This window comes from Candidatus Eisenbacteria bacterium, from assembly GCA_016930695.1.
GTDB lineage: Bacteria > Orphanbacterota > Orphanbacteria > Orphanbacterales > Orphanbacteraceae > JAFGGD01.
Genome location: JAFGGD010000026.1, coordinates 46,869 through 62,388 on the forward strand (window position 1 = coordinate 46,869; position 15,520 = coordinate 62,388).

A 15,520-nucleotide genomic window follows, 5' to 3' on the forward strand; every position below is an offset into this window, starting at 1 on the left:
TTTCGATCCGCGCCATGCGCCTTCTCCCTAGTATCAAAGCGGGCGGGAAGGCGTCTGTCAAGAAGGCGGGTGTCGGGGGTGCGGACGAGACATCCCTGTCCCAGACGGCCGAAGCGGCGGGAACCGGGTTACAGGGAGCGTGAGACGATCCGCAGATGATGGCCGTAGATCGCCAGGGTGATCGCCGTGCCGAACGCACGGGGGTGGTGGAGAAGGGTGTGGCTCAGGAATCCCCAGTAGGCGCGCCGGCCGGAATGCCGGACACCGAGATACCAGAGGGTCTTGAGGAAGGCGAAGACACCCTCCCATCCGACATAGACGCCGGGTCCCGAGGGTCGCAGGTTTTGGAGAAATGTGCGGGCCCTCGTGTAATAGGTATTCGGTTCGTAGAGATCTCGCATGAGACGGCGATAACCCGACAGCAACTCGCCGCGGGAGAGCTTGGTGCGGAAGTTGCAGATCGTTTTCGTGTTGTTGCCGTCACTCTCGCCGAGGAGGCGGCCCTCGGCGGCGAGCCTTTTATAGAGACGGGTCCCGGGGAGGGCGGTGAGGAGACCCACCATGGCGGTCACCACGCCGGTCCTCTGGATGAAATCGTATTGGCGCCGGAAAACGTCGGCCGTGTCGCCGTCGAACCCGATGATGAATCCACCCATCACCTCGAGGCCGGCGGTCTGGATCGCGGAAATCGCCTCGCCGAGGTCGCGACGCGTGTTCTGTAATTTGTTGCAAGAGACCAGGTTGTCCACGTCGGGCGTTTCGATACCCAGAAAGACCTTCTTGAATCCCGCCTCGACCATCAGGCGGAGCAGCTCCGGTTCGTCCGCCAGATCGACGGAGGCTTCGGTGAGGAAGTCCATGCGGGCGCCGGTGGCTTTGCGCCATTCGACCATGCGGACGAGCAGCTCGCGCACCCGTGGTTTGTGCCCGAGAAAATTGTCGTCCACGAGAAAGAGGGAACCCTTCCATCCCGCCTCGCGGAGCGCGTCCAGCTCGGCGATCACCTGGTCCGACGACTTCGTCCGCGGCGTGCGGCCGTTCAAAACGATCACGTCGCAGAACTCGCAGTCGTAGGGGCAGCCGCGGCAGAACTGGACCGGCATGCACGCGTAATCCCGGAAATTCACCAGGTCCCACCGGGGGATCGGAACGTTCTTCATGTCCGGGCGGCGCTCCGCCTCGTAGATCGGACGCACGCGGCCCGCCAGCATGTCGGCGACAAGCTCCGGCATCAACTCTTCCGCCTCGCCGAGGACGAAGTGGGGGATTTCCGGGAAATCCTCGTGCCGGATGGTGAAGAGGGGCCCGCCGGCGATCACCGGACGTCCGAGAGCCCGGCAGCGCAATGCGGCCGCCTGCGCCGATTCCTGGTGAACGAGCATGGCGCTGATCATGACGTAATCGGCCCACAGGATCCATGAGTCGGAAAGGTCGGTTACGTTGAGATCAACCAGTTCGAGGTTCCAGGAACGGGGGAGGAGGGCGGCGACGGTGAGAAGGCCGAGAGGGGGCGACCCGGCTTTTTTGGATATAAAAGGAAGAGCGTGCCGGAAGCTCCAGAATGTGTCCGGGGTCTTGGGAGAGAGAAGAAGAACGTTCATTTCGCTACCTCCCCTCCGTTGCAGACCGAGTTGTGTTCGGGCGCCTGCTCGTCGCCCTTGTGCCCCGCCGGGCGAGGTCATGGCGGGCGGGGACCACCGGGGTGGGCCCCGCCCGATCGTGTGTGCGCCGTGTCAGCGGCGCGGCTGTGCCTTATCCACCTTCAGGTTGCGTCCGTTCATGTCGGCGCCGTTCAGGGCGCTGATGGCGGCTTCGCCGCCCGTATCGTCCATTTCGACGAAACCGAAGCCGCGGGGACTGCCGGTTTGGCGATCGGTAACGACGTGAACGTCCTCAACGGTGCCGTGCTGGGAGAAAAGGGAGCGCAGATCCTCTTCGGTCGCGCTAAAGGGAAGGTTGCCGACGTACAGTCTCATCTCGTATTCACGCTCCGTACCGCCCCTAACGATCAACCGCCGGTCTCCGGCGAGCAAAGAGCCCCGCGCGGAACCGATCCTACGGGCAGCGGGCCCGTTCGGCCCGCTCGCGCACTCGGGAACTTGTCTCCTTGACCGACATACGATTCAACGGGGGCGTCAACGGCGAGTCGATTCGGAAGGAGTACCCCACATACACTAAACACAATAGGCGAAGGCGGGGTGGTTGTCAAGGAAAGAACCCCGGGCGCCCCGCCGGAAGACCCGAATGAGTGCTTTCGGCGCTTTTCAGCCACGGGCGGGTCTCGCCTGGGCATCCCGATTCCCTTCCGCCGGCCGGTTTTCCGGGAAATGGGAGACCAGGTCGCTCTTTTCGCCGAACTGGGCGAGGAACTCCAGATCCATGCCGCGCAGCGTGAGGTGGACCGGGAGGAGAATCGTCGTCCCGACGACGGGGAGAAGGAGCAGCAAGAAGCCGGCGCAACAGGTCAGGAAGCCGAAGGTCGTGGTGATAATGAGCACGGCGATGTGCAAGACGAGGTAGAAGAGGCCGTAGAGAACGAACTCCCAGGCGTGTTCTTTAAGAACCGGCCAGAAGGTGCGCCACGCCGCCGTCGCCCGCAATCCGTGCTTGTACATGACGGGGACGACGAAGTGGAGCAGAAAGAAATCGACGTAGGTCGCGATGACGATGAGCACGCCGATCACGCTCCCCAGGAAGATGAATCCGGCCACGCCCAGCTCGGCGGGGAGGCTCGGCACGGCGATGGGGAGCACGGAGAGCGCGGCGAAAGCGGTGAGGGGGACTACCGAGACCATGCAGATCAGCGTGTAGACGAGCCGCCAAAGGAAAAGGGAGTCGCCCAGTTTGGCGTAGTTTTTCCAGGGATCCCGCACCGAAGCGCGGTCGTTCACCAGATTGTCCAGGTAAAGGAACTGGCCGCGCGAGCTGAGCCACAGGAAAAGAAGGAAGAAGAAGAGGGCGATGATAACGATGAAGGCGATGATCGCCGCCGCCACGCCGCCGGCGAGCACCTCGCCGAGCCGGTCGGAGGCGCCGTCGTAGACGTGGCCCAAGGAACCGCCGCGTTGACGGAATCCGGAACCGCCGTTTCCGCCCGCCCCGGTGAAGTCGGTGAGTTCGGCGAGCCAGACCGTGAAGCCGATGATGAACCATTTGACCGGATCGAGAGGAGAGAAGAGGAGACGCTTCATTCTGCGCCACCCGCGGCCGAGCGGACCCGTGTAAGAGATCGACATGATTCACCTCGAAGGAATTCGTGTTGGGACGCCTTTCATCCGGTCCCATCGTACCGGTGGCGGCGCGTCGTCACCAAAGGAAAAATGACTGCGCCCGGCGGCTCCTCCGTCCGGTTGTCGGATTCCGTGGCGGGTCGCGCGGGGATCGGCACGGTGTTTCGAATACCGTTGAAGGAGCGGGTTTATTCGGCGGCGGTGAGTTCCGCGCCGATGCGGAGGATCGAGTCGACGAGCATATCCAGGTCGGCGTCGACGGTGCGGTGGTTGGTGAGGCAGACACGGATCGCCAGTCGGTTTCGCAGGAGTGTGGTGGAGGGGGCGGCGATCCCTCTCTCCTGGAGGAGGACCACGATCCGGCCGTTCAGTTCGTCGAGACGCTTTTCGTCGGCGCCGGGCGGCTGATAACGGAAGCAGACGATGTTCAGCGACGCCGGCGCGAGAAGCTCGAGCGCCGGCTCGGCGAGGACACGCTTCGCCAGCCGCGCCGCCTGCCGGCAGTTGTCCTCTATTTTCTCGGCGATGCGGCGGAGGCCGTGCTCCTTCATCAGGAACCAGACCTTGAGCGCCCGGAAGCCGCGGGAGAGTTCGGGGCCGTACTCGCAGAACCAGGGATTGCCTCCGGCCAGCCCCGAGTCGGCGGGGAGGAGATAGTCGGGGCGGGAGGAAAAGGTTTGTAAGTGAAGGTCGTTTCGATTGACCAGCACGCAACCGGCGTCGTACTGGACGTGCATCCATTTGTGAAAGTCGAAGGCGATCGAGTCGGCTTTCTCCACGCCCCGCAGGCGATCGCGTAGCCGGTCGCTCAGAACGGCGAGACCTCCGAAAGCGCCGTCCACGTGCATCCAGAGGCCGTGGTCGGCGCAGATGCGGGCGATGGCGCCGAGGTCGTCCATGGCGCCGGTGTTCACCGTTCCGGCGGACGCGACGACGCAGAAGGGGAGCCGCCCCTCCGCCGCGTCTCGGACGATCGCCTTGTCCAGCGCCTCCGTGTCCATCGTGAAGTCGTCGCGCACCGGGACGCGGCGGAGATTCTCCCCGCCGAGGCCGAGGATCTCCATCGCCTTCGCCACCGACACGTGGGCCTCTTCCGACGCGTAGGCGGTCAGGCGCTCGCCGCCGGCGCGGAGACCGCCGGCTCGGACGTCGCCCGCGGCCTTGTCGTTCCGCGCCACCGCCATGCCGATCAAGTTGCCCATGCTGGTGCCGCTGGTCACGATGCCGCCGCATCCCGGCGGGAAGCCGAAGAGTTCGGCGGCCCAACGAAGGACCTGCCGCTCCACGTAGACGGCGCCGTGATTGCGGCCGCCCACGTTGGAGTTCATCGCCGCGGCGAAGATTTCCGCCAGAATTCCACCCGGCGTGCCGGAGCCGTGCACCCATCCGAAAAAGCGGGGATGGATGTTGCCCGTGGAGTGGGGAAGGATCAGGCGGCGCAGGTCGTCGCAGGCCCGCTCCGCCCCCTGCGGTTCGACGGGGAGCGGTTCGGCGAGGGAACGCTCCAGATCGGCGGGGAGCGGGCTCCAGACCGGTCGTTCGCGCACGTCGCGGATGTAATCCAGCGCGACGTCGAGCATGCGATGGGAGAGATCGCGGAAGGTATCCCAGTCCGCCGGGTCGAGCGACCGCTCGGCGGGGGTTTTCTCCGGTGCGTCTTTCATCGGTCCGTCATCCCTCGGGCCGGGGTCTAAACGAGAGCGCCCTCCCCCCCGGAGGGCGATGCCCCTCCATTGCACATCCCCGGGCGCGCCGCGTCAAGAGTGGAACCGTCGAACCCGTCGCCGCGGGGGCGACCGGTCATCCGCTCCCTTTCCCGTTCTATGGCTTCCCCGCCGCCGGTCGGGGCGGGGTCGTGAAAAAGCGACTCCGCCCGTGGGGGCGGAGCCGCATGAGCGTCAGCTTCGGTGGCGTAGGGTTCCCCCTCCTCGAGGCGAACCGCGCAGCGCCACGCGCGCGTGGAAACCGGCCCCTTAAGGGGACGCCACCTCCACTATGCCGCAACAGTCAGATTGCACCGGACCACCTCCTCTCCGGGCGTGCCCCGAACGGCGAGTCCCAACCTCGCCCGGCGCCCTCTCCCGCCCGAAGTCGGACGCCGCCGCGGATCACGGCCGCGGGTGATTTCCTTTTTTAATCATACCCCCGGCCGCCCCTTTCGGGTCGAAAAAAATGCGTCGCATCGACGGTCCGGCCGCCTCTCATCGAAGAGGTGACGCCCGTTCCCGCGATCCCCGCGCTTGGATGGGGCGGTGAATCGTTGCGGCTCCTCTTGACGGACCCCCCTCCTTTTTCTATCTCCAAAAAGGAAAGGGCCGGACGAGGCGGATCCGCGCCGTCGCTCTCCCAAAGCAAACGCGCGGCCGCGCCGTCGCCATTCGACCGACCGGCCGTCCTTAGCGAACGGCGGCCGGACGGACCCGAAGCCCCGGAGGAGAGATCTTTCCGGGGCTTTTTACGCATCCTCTTTCTTTTCTTCCGGTCCCCTTTCCGGTTCCGGGTGACGCCGCGCTCCGGGACCGTTATATTCACGGAAGACCGCGGGTGGGACGGACTCGATCCGGCCGGGTCGGAGCGGGAACGCGGGTCCGTTTTCCGCGCGAACACCGTGACGGGATTCCATGGCCGTTCTCTTTTTCTATGTCGCCTTAGCCCTCGGAGTCTCTTTCCTCTGCTCCATCGCCGAGGCGGTGCTTCTCAGCGTCTCGGCCTCCTACATCGTGTCACTGGAGAGGGAGGGACGGAAATCGGGTCGCGTCCTGCGCCGGCTCAAATCGGACGTGGAGCGTCCCCTTGCGGCGATCCTCAGTTTGAACACCATCGCCCACACGATCGGCGCGGCGGGCGCGGGAGCGCAGGCGGCGATCGTCTTCGGCAGCCGGGTGGTCGGTCTCGTCTCGGTGATCCTCACCCTCCTCATCCTCTTCCTTTCCGAAATCATCCCCAAGACGATCGGCGCGACTTACTGGCGTGAGCTCGCGCCCGTGATGGGAAGGATCATCTCCGCCGTGATGGTTCTGATGTATCCCTTCGTCGTCGTCTCCGGTTTTATCACGAGGAGTACGCGTCGCAAGAAGCCTCTTCTGGGGCTCCGCCGGGAGGAATTCGCGGCCATGGCCGACCTCGGCCGCGAAGAGGGACAGCTCCGGGAGCGGGAATCGAAGATTCTCCACAACCTCTTCCGCCTCCGTTCAATCGTGGTGAGCGACGTGATGACGCCGCGCACCGTCGTCTTCGCCCTCCCGGAGGAGGGGACCGTCGCCGAGTACGTCGCGCGGCACGGCGACAATTTCTTCTCCCGCATTCCTGTCTACCGGGACGACCTGGACCACGTGACCGGCTTCGTCCTCCGCGGCGACGTGCTGAACGCCCACGCCCGGGGCCGGTTGGACGTCCCCCTCGCGGAGATCGCTCGCCCCATACCGCTGGTGTTTCGCAACAAGCCGCTCTCCGCGGTTTACGATTCTCTCGTCGGAAAGAGGGAGAAGATGGCGGTCGTTCTGGACGAACACGGCGGCACGGCGGGGATCGTCACGCTCGAGGACGTGATCGAGACGCTGCTCGGCCTGGAGATCGTCGACGAGATGGACCGGGCGGTGGATATGCGCGTGGTGGCGCGCCGGATGTGGGAGAAGAGGGCCAAGGGGCTCGGCATCCCTCCGGAGGCGTTCGGCGGTGATGGATGGCCGTCCGAAGAAGAGGACGGCAAGGACGAAGAGATTCGCGGGGAAGAGGAGTGATAGCGGTCCCTTCTTGTCGAAAAATAGCGCGGGGGACGTGAAGGAGCTGTTCGTTCCCCGGAAGTCCTATACCGCCAGCCGCCAGATCGACCCGAACAGGGCGCCCCCGAGAATGATCCAGACCGGATTGACGCGGAAACGGAGGACCGCCACGGAGGCGAGGATCACGATCGCCCACGCCGGCGGGTCGAGAAGCACAGCCCGGCCGAGCTGAATCGTAACGATCGCCATCAGTGCGAGCGCGCCCGCGTTTACCGCGTCGAGAAAGGCGGCGGTCCAGGGGGACCGCCGGAGCCGCGGGATCACCGGGTTCAGAAGGAGGACGATGAAGAAGGAGGGGAGGAAGATGCCGATGGTCGCCACCGCGGCTCCGGGCGCACCGGCGATCACATAACCGATAAAGGTCGCCGCCGAAAGGACCGGCCCGGGCGTGAACTGTCCGAGGGCGATCGCGTCCAGAAGCTGCGTGCGCGTCAACCAGCCGTACTTCCCCACCAGGTCCCCTTCGAGGAAGGCGATCAACACGTAACCGCTCCCGTAGAGCACCGCACCCACCTTCAGGAAGACGAGACCGAGCTTGAGGAGTGAAACTCCCGCCGCGGCGCCGGCTACGCCGCCCGCGGCGATCGTCTCGCCCGCCGTGGGAGCGCGGAGCGCAGGGAGCGCGAGTGAGACGCCTTTCGTCCCGTGCCGGCCGAAAAGCCCGTGGCCGAGCATCCCCGCGGCGCCGCCGGCGAGGAGGGCGAACACCGGCTCCACTCCGGCCACGGTGAGGAGGGCGACGAAAAGAGCGAGCGCCGCCGTGTGCGCGCCGATGATCGCCTTCTTGCCCAGCTTGCGGAGGGCGCCGAGGATGACGGCGATTACCGCCGGCTTGATCCCGGCGAGGAAGGGCTCCACCGCGGGGAGCGCTCCGTAGCGCACATAGAACCACGCGAAGGCGCCGGTGAGCGCGACGGCGGGGAGGATGAACGCCGCGCCCGCGACGAAGAGTCCGCGCCGTCCCGCCCTCTCATAGCCGAGGTGCATGGTGATCTCGGTGGAGTTGGGACCGGGGATCAGGTTGGTCGCGCCGATCAGGTCGAGAAAGTGCTGCGTCGAAAGCCACCTTCGCCGCCGCACGAACTGGTCTTCCATGAGGGAGACGTGCGCCGCAGGCCCGCCGAAGGCGGTCAGCCCCAGCCGCAAAAAGATGAGGGCGATGGTCCCGAGGCTCTCGCGCTCTCTTCCGTCGTTCATTCCGTTTCCCCCGCTTCGTCGATCTCCGCCCCTTCCGGCGGCCGATCCGATCCGCCCCCCGTCTCGATTATCAAGATAGAGTATCCACGCGATCGGATTTGTTAAGATTCCATCGCCTGCGAGGCTCCTCGCCCGCATACGGCCAATCCATGATACAATAGGAAAGACAATCGGTAGACGGTGAGCCGGGGAAAAGCCTGAAACACATCGCACCACCGATTTCCTCACCCCCCGTCGTCGATTCTACTCTATTGCCGAACGAGCGCGCCCGTGATCCCCCGGCGGGGAGTGCCGGCCCGCTTTAATTTAGCTGCAAACAAACAAGGACACGATCCCGGCCGGTTCTCCGGATCGCCGCGCCTCCGTCCCCGCGCACGCGACGACCGTCGCCCTTCTCCGTGCGGATCGGAAGCCGGGTCCCGGCGTTCCGCCGGCGACGAGCGGCGAGGTGGACCATGCAATCCCGGATATTCCGCAGGTCGATTTGTCTCACCCTCTTTCCCCTCCTTTTCATCGCCTTCGTCCCGCGCTCGGACGGCGCTCTACCCGCCGTTCAGGAGAGGCCCGGCGCGGAACGAATCGAAGGGGACGGCGCGCGCCCCTCACCCCTCCCGCGGGAGAATGAACCGGACGTCCACTGGTTCGGCTTCTACGATCCGATCACCGGCGCGGCGGTGGAGGACTCGGTCTGGACCTTCGATCACGGCGCCGCCGATCCCCTCGAGGGGTGGGCCGCGGAAGACCGGACCGCCTGCGACTTCACCGCCTTCCGCTGGATCGACCCGTCCGAATGGTACGGCCACGACAACACGATCCCGGAGCCGGTCCTGAGCGGATACGGGAGCATCTGGTGCGGGTTCTACGAGGACCAGGCGGACTCCGCCGGATGGGTGAACGGCCTCGGCTACGGCAATCTGTGGAAGCAGTGGGTGGACGGTCCCGAGCTGACCTACGACGGAAGCGGATCGGTGGACGTCGATTTCATCTACTTCGCCGACACCGAGGAGGACTATGACTTCGTCTACGTCATCGTCGACTTCCCCTCACTCGGCGTGATGGACACGATCGCGACCTTCGACGGGGTCGACGGCTCCCCCTCGATCCCCTCCTCCTTCAGCCGGACCGTCGATTTCCAGACCCTCACCGGCGGGCTATCGGCGGCCTTCCACATCCGATTCCTCTTCGTCTCCGATTCGGGGTACTCGGACGAGGACGGGATATACGATTGCACCAGCGGCCCCTTCTGCGTGGACGACATCCTGCTGACGAACAACATCGTCGGAGGGAACCGGAGCTACGATTTCGAAACGGGCCCGCAGGGGTTCACCCCGGGCTCCTTCGAGGGGGTCGGCGCCTGGCTGCTCGCCGACAACGAACATCACTACTCGCTCCCCCCTTATTCGGTTTGCGGCCTCCGGGACAGCATCCTCGCCATGCACGACGGCTCCCGGCAGCATCCGGACGGCCAGTTCACCGAAGCGTTCTCGCCGCCGGTGCCCGTGTCCTCCCTCGGCGCCGGGCCCTGGGTGATCTTCGCCGACTACGACATCTACGCCGATCTGCCCAGCGGGAGCTGCGAATACTGGCAGGTCGGATGGTCCTACTACCCCTACGACGCCGGGAACGGACCGGAGTGGTCTCCGCGGGTGGGCAAGGACGCCAATTACTACACCGGCTCTCCGACCTGCTGGCGGGACCGCCTCTTCGGACGTTTCGAGGCGATCGGCGACACCACGATTCCGGCCGACGCCGACTCGGTCCGCCTCGTCTTCGGTTTCCTCAATCTCTGTCCGGACGGGAGCGGCTGCGACTGCGCGTCGAATCCCTCCCGGCCGAATCCCTTCTTCGACAACATCCGGATCGGCGTGAACGGGGCGCACGCGATTCACGTGCCCGGCGATTACGCGACGATTCAGACGGCGATCGACTCCGCCGGGCCGGGGGACACGGTGGTCGTCGCGGCGGGGACCTATTCTCCCTCCACCAACGGTGAGGCCTTTCCGATCGAGATGAAGGGTCATGTCGCGCTCATCGCTCCTTCCGGACCCGCGTCGACCATCATCGACGCCGAGGGGACCGGGCGGGTGCTGGTCGCCCTCGAGGCGGGCCACACGCAGACCACCTTCCTCCGCGGTTTCACCGTCACCGGCGGCGTCGCGACCGGCGCGGACAGCACCGGCGGGGGTTTCTACGTGGACAGGTCGTCCGTACGGATCGACAGCTGCGTCTTCCACGGGAACACCGCCTCCTTCGCCGGCGGCGCCCTGTACGGTTCGTACGTCACGCCGCCGATCACCTCCTCCACCTTCGGGGGGAACGAAGCGCCCGCCGGGGCGGCGATCTACATCGAAGCGGAGGGGCTTTTCGCGATCGAACTGAATAACGTGATTGTCGCCTGGAACGACGGAGGCGCGGGGATCGCGATGAGCGACACGGCGGCCTACGGCATCCTCGCCTGCTGCGACGTCTACGGCAACGAGGGGGGGGACTACGTCGGGTGCATCGAGGGACTGGAGGGTACGGACGGCAACATCCGCGCCAACCCGGTCTTCTGCAACCTGGCCGCGGGGGACCTCCATCTGCACGCCGGATCCCCCTGCCTCGCCGCCCCCGGCTGCGGGCGGATCGGCGCTCTCGGCGCCGGCGACTGCTGGCGGACGTGGTACGTCCCCTCCGAAGCCCCGACGATACAGGCGGCGTTCGACACGTCGGCGGCGGGGGATACGGTGGAGATCGCCGCGGGCACCTACCACGAACATGATCTCGACATTCCCTCGCGGCGGACGGTGCGCGGCGCGACGGGCGACCCGGCGGACGTGATCGTGGACGCCCAGGATCTGGGCCGTGTGTTTTTGACCGAAGACGAAGGGATTCTCGTGGAAGACCTGACCCTGACGGGCGGGAACGCCTCCGGGAGCGGTTTGGACGGCCTCGGGGGCGGGTACTTCTGCGATTTTGGCGACTCCGTCACCTTCCGGAACTGCGTCTTCACCGATAACGAGTCGGTCGACCAAGGCGGGGGAGCCAGGACCATAGGCTATCATTTATTCGAGAATTGTATCTTCACGAATAATACGAGCGAGAACGGAGGCGGAATCTACACGAGCCAGGACAGCGTGATCCTGCGGAACTGCGTCTTCCAGGGGAACACCGTGACGAACCATGGGGGCGCGATCTTTGCCACGGACGGCGCGGTCCGGGTCGAAAGCTGCCTGGTGAGCGGGAACCAAGGAGTGGGAGGCGGCACGGCCGGAGGGGGCGCGAGTTTCGCCTCTTTGAGCCGGGCGACGGTCGTGGAAACGGAGATCTCCGGCAATACCGCCAATTACTGCGGCGGTGTTTCCTTCGCCGATCAGGGGAGCATGACCGGTTGCGTCATTGTCGGGAACGAGGGGCTCAACTACGGCGGGGGCGTCCAGCTTGGCGGGGCGACGGTCGGCTTTTCGAACTGCACCATCGCGTTCAACGACGCGCCGTTCGGAGCGGGTATCCTGAGCGCGTCCGGTTACCCCTCTCTCGACCGCTGCATCATCGCTTTCAACAAAACCGGTGAGGCGTTCTCCTGCGACTTCACCGCGCCCGTCTCCATCACCTGCACCGACATCTACGGAAACGACGGCGGCGACTGGATCGACAGCCTCGCCGCGCTGGACAGCGTGGACGGCAACTTCCACGCCGACCCGATGTTCTGCGGCTCCGAAAGCCCGGAGGACTCGCTGGCGCTCCGCGACGATTCCCCCTGCGCGATCGACACCTGCGCGCTCCAATCGCCCCGCGGCGTGATCGGCGCCCGTCCTGCGGGCTGCGGCGGCTCGGTGGTGAACTGGAGCGGCGGCGGAGACGGCGTCTCCTGGAGCGACCCGGCCAACTGGGATCCGGCGAGGGTGCCGACGAGTTCCGACGCGGTCCGGATCGTCTCGGCGGAGAGCACGGTGGTCGTCGTCGCGATGGATACCACCGTCTACTCCCTCACCGTCGGCGGCGGCCGGGCGGAGAACAAGCTGGTGATCGAGTCGGACACGCTCACCCTCCTCGCGGGCGGCGGCAACTTCGGCGAGATCGAGATCCGTTCCGAGGCGGCGATCGAGATCGGCCTCGATCCCTCGGCGGTTTTCACCAACGAGGCGACCGGGCTGATCCGTCTCGTCGGCGGATCGATCATCGGCGAGGGGACATTCATCAACGGCGGCGAGGTGCGGAACGAGGACGACGGCGGGAAAAGCCGCGCCATCGGAACGATCGCCATCTCCTTCCTGAACGTGTTCGACGATCCGGGCGACGGGGCGATCGTGGTGGCGGGCGGAACCCTGGCGATCGAGGACGAGCTGGCGAACGCCGGGTCGCTCATGGTGCGCACCACCGCGACGATGATGCTCGATCCGGGCGACGGCGCGGTGCAGGCGGAAGGGATCACCAATTCGGGGGTCTGCGTCGTCGAAGACGGCGCGACATTCGACATCCGTCCCGAGCAGACGATCTTCCTGAACGAGGTCGGAGGCGTCTTCGTGCTCGAAGGGGGCGACATCACCGGACCGGGCCTCTTCCGGAACCGGGGAACGCTCATGAAGGACGAGACGCCCCGCGGCGGCCGCTCGACCGGCTCCATCGCGTGCGGATTCGAGACCCTCTTCGAGGATCCCGGCGACGGGGCGATCGTCGTGAACGACGGGACGCTCGAGATCGAAGGGGAGTTCGCCAACGCCGGCTCCTGCTTCGTGCGGAACACGACGGAGATGCTCCTCGATCCGGGGGACGGTCCGAACCAGAACGGCGGCCAGAACAACGAGGGCGTGATCGAAGTCGAGGAAGGGGCGACCCTCCGTGTGCAGGGGGAGGGGACGATTTTCGTCAACCGCGTCGGCGGCGAGGTGATCCTCTCCGGCGGCGACCTGGACGGGACCGGCACCTTCCGAAACCGCGGGACGGTCCGCAAGATCGATCCGCCGGCGAAGTCGCGCGCGACGAGCCGGATCGGCTGTTCCTTCGCGAACCTTTTCGAGGATCCCGGCGACGGGGCGATCCTGGCCGAGGCGGGGGCGCTCGATATCGAGGGGACGTTCGATAACGGGGGGGAGGTGCGCGTCGACAGCGGCGCCGCGATCGATCTGGACAGCGCCTCCACGGCGGCGAACGACGGCTCCATCACCATAAAGGAGGATGGCGAGCTGGTGGTAGACGGCGACGTGACGAACGAGCCGTCCGGAGAGTGGATCGTCCGCGGCGAGACCCGGATCAACCCATCTGGAACCTTTACCAACGAAGGAACAACGGAGCTGGACGGCCCGGGCTCGTCCATCGTGAATGAGGGGACCTTCCTGCACGAGGAGAACGCGGTCCTCTCCGGAACGGGAACCTTCGACAACACCGTCGGGACCTTCACCGGAGACGGGATCTTCGCACCCGGTGGATCGCCCGGGATCCTCACCTTCCTCGGCGATTTCGTTTCCGGGGCGACGAGCGAGATCCGCGTGGAGCTGGGGGGCACGGCGGCGGGGACCGAGTACGACCGCCTGGCGATCTCCGGCGACGCGACCCTCGGCGGCGGGATGCACGTCACCTATTGGAACGGCTTCGAACCGCTGGAAGGGGATAGCTTCGCGGTGGTGGTCTTCGGCGGGCGCGCGACGCGGGACGGATTCGACTGCTATTCCGGTCTCGGCTCCGAATCGAGCTATCTCCGGCCGAAGATTGAGTCGGACGCCTTCGCCCTGGTCGCCGTGGACAGCACGGCCGCGAACCAGGACCCGTCGGCGGCGGCGGACGCGGAGAGCACCGACGCGGTGACGCCGATCGTGATCGACGTGCTCGCCAACGATTCCGACCCGGACATGGACCCTCTCCGGATCGTCGCCGTTTCTCTTGACGCGACGGTCGGAGACGCCTCCGTCGATCCGGGAGACACGACGATCACCTACACACCGAGTCCCTCCTTCGCCGGAACCGATTCGATCCGGTATCTGGTTACGGACTGTCTCGGCGGGATCGATTCCGCTTTGGTCGAGGTGGTGGTGGGACGGGCGCCGCGGGTTTGGACGGTGCCGGTCGCCGCGCCGACCATCGAAGCGGGGCTCGACTCCGCCTGGGAGAAGGACACGGTGGAGATCGCCGCGGGCACGTACTACGAACACGACATCGAACTGAAGGCGGGTGTGGTCCTGCGCGGCGGGACGGGCGACCCGGCGGACGTGATCGTCGATGCGGACTCGCTCGGGCGGGTCTTTCGCGCCTCCCAACTGAGCGACCCACCCCGCCTCGAAGCAATCACGATCACCGGAGGGTACTCTCCCGACCTGCTCGGAGTCGGGCTTCGTGTCTATCAGACGGACATGACCATTCACAACTGCCGATTCGTCGGCAACAGTTCGGGTTACCGCGCGGGAGGCCTGTATATCGCCTACTGCTCCCCGACGGTGACCGAGTGTCTCTTCGAGGATAATCACGCGGTAAGCGGAAGCACGGGGATCGGGGGGGGGATCTACTGTGTCCGCGACACGACCACATTCGATCAGTGCGTGGTCGCGGAGAACTCGGCGGATCTCGTGAGCGGCATATTCGGCAACCACTCCCTGGCGACCTTCTCCCGGTGCACGATCGTGGGGAACGTCTCTTATGATTCGGCCGACGGGAGCGGGATCGGCCTCGAGAACAGCACCCAGGTCTACGAAAACAGCATCGTGGCGTTCCACGAAGGAGGGTCGGCGTTCCGGGTCATCGGCACGGGAGATCCCTACCTCTTCTGCTGCGATATCTACGGGAACTCGGGGGGCGACTGGACGGGGAGGATCGCCGACCAGCTCGGCGTCGACGGCAACTTCTCCGCCGATCCGTTCTTCTGCACGGTCGATGGGAACGCGAACGACCCCTACGGTATCGACGCCAAGTCCCCCTGCGCCGAGGCGGAGCAGCCCTCTTGCGGGCGGATCGGCGCGCGTCCGGCGGCGTGCACGGTGGTCGCCGTCGGCGAGGGAGGGAACGCACCGCCGCCGATGGCCTTCCGGCTCCACGCGAACCGTCCCAATCCGTTCAACCCGACGACGGCGATCCGCTTCGACATTCCCCGGGCGGGTGCCGTGCGGCTCGCGATCTACGATGTGCGGGGGCGGAGGGTGGCGGTGCTCGCCGAGGGGCGGTACGAGGCGGGCTCCTTCGAGGCGCGCTGGACCGGACTGGATTCGAGCGGACGAGCGGTCGCGTCGGGGATCTACTTCGCCCTCTTCGAGGCGGATGGTCACCGCGAGACGCGGAAGATGGTGCTCTTGCGGTAATGTGGGAAGCACGGATCCTTCGTACGCGCACGGGCCGACACATCGT

7 protein-coding genes are annotated in these 15,520 nt (G+C 66.0%); 2 read left to right on the top strand and 5 right to left on the bottom strand.

Annotated elements, in window-relative coordinates; all coding sequences use genetic code 11:
- Nucleotides 1-128: 128 nt before the first annotated feature.
- The 4 genes from JW958_04450 to JW958_04465 form a co-directional block, all read right to left on the bottom strand.
- On the bottom strand, nt 129-1,601 hold the full coding sequence (locus JW958_04450; GenBank protein MBN1825495.1) for a B12-binding domain-containing radical SAM protein: 1,473 nt from the start codon (nt 1,599-1,601) through the stop codon (nt 129-131).
- A gap of 132 nt (nt 1,602-1,733) precedes the next feature.
- Nucleotides 1,734-1,976, bottom strand: coding sequence for an RNA-binding protein (locus JW958_04455; GenBank protein MBN1825496.1), 243 nt, complete (start codon nt 1,974-1,976; stop codon nt 1,734-1,736).
- 288 nt (nt 1,977-2,264) lie between these two features.
- Entirely contained in the window at nt 2,265-3,191 is a 927-nt protein-coding gene (locus JW958_04460; protein ID MBN1825497.1) for a hypothetical protein, read from the bottom strand.
- 227 nt (nt 3,192-3,418) lie between these two features.
- Entirely contained in the window at nt 3,419-4,894 is a 1,476-nt protein-coding gene (locus JW958_04465; GenBank protein MBN1825498.1) for a cytochrome D ubiquinol oxidase subunit I, read from the bottom strand.
- Between the two features lie 957 nt (nt 4,895-5,851).
- On the opposite strand from JW958_04465, the gene JW958_04470 reads away from it, so the two are divergent.
- Nucleotides 5,852-6,970: an HlyC/CorC family transporter gene (locus JW958_04470; protein MBN1825499.1), complete on the top strand. Its 1,119-nt coding sequence runs from the start codon at nt 5,852-5,854 to the stop codon at nt 6,968-6,970.
- Between the two features lie 66 nt (nt 6,971-7,036).
- Here JW958_04470 and chrA read toward each other — a convergent pair whose 3' ends face one another.
- A complete protein-coding gene (gene chrA, locus JW958_04475; protein MBN1825500.1) occupies nt 7,037-8,209 on the bottom strand; it encodes a chromate efflux transporter in 1,173 nt (390 codons plus the stop codon).
- Between the two features lie 455 nt (nt 8,210-8,664).
- Between chrA and JW958_04480 the strand changes: the two genes are divergently transcribed.
- Nucleotides 8,665-15,474: a cadherin-like domain-containing protein gene (locus tag JW958_04480; protein MBN1825501.1), complete on the top strand. Its 6,810-nt coding sequence runs from the start codon at nt 8,665-8,667 to the stop codon at nt 15,472-15,474.
- Nucleotides 15,475-15,520: the final 46 nt, after the last annotated feature.

Excerpts from the sequence above, each read along its gene's own strand:
- JW958_04450 (MBN1825495.1), bottom strand. The coding sequence starts at position 1,601 with ATGAACGTTCTTCTTCTCTCTCCCAAGACCCCGGACACATTCTGGAGC.
- JW958_04455 (MBN1825496.1), bottom strand. The coding sequence starts at position 1,976 with ATGAGACTGTACGTCGGCAACCTTCCCTTTAGCGCGACCGAAGAGGAT.
- JW958_04460 (MBN1825497.1), bottom strand. The coding sequence starts at position 3,191 with ATGAAGCGTCTCCTCTTCTCTCCTCTCGATCCGGTCAAATGGTTCATC.
- JW958_04465 (MBN1825498.1), bottom strand. The coding sequence starts at position 4,894 with ATGAAAGACGCACCGGAGAAAACCCCCGCCGAGCGGTCGCTCGACCCG.
- JW958_04470 (MBN1825499.1), top strand. The coding sequence starts at position 5,852 with ATGGCCGTTCTCTTTTTCTATGTCGCCTTAGCCCTCGGAGTCTCTTTC.
- chrA (MBN1825500.1), bottom strand. The coding sequence starts at position 8,209 with ATGAACGACGGAAGAGAGCGCGAGAGCCTCGGGACCATCGCCCTCATC.
- JW958_04480 (MBN1825501.1), top strand. The coding sequence starts at position 8,665 with ATGCAATCCCGGATATTCCGCAGGTCGATTTGTCTCACCCTCTTTCCC.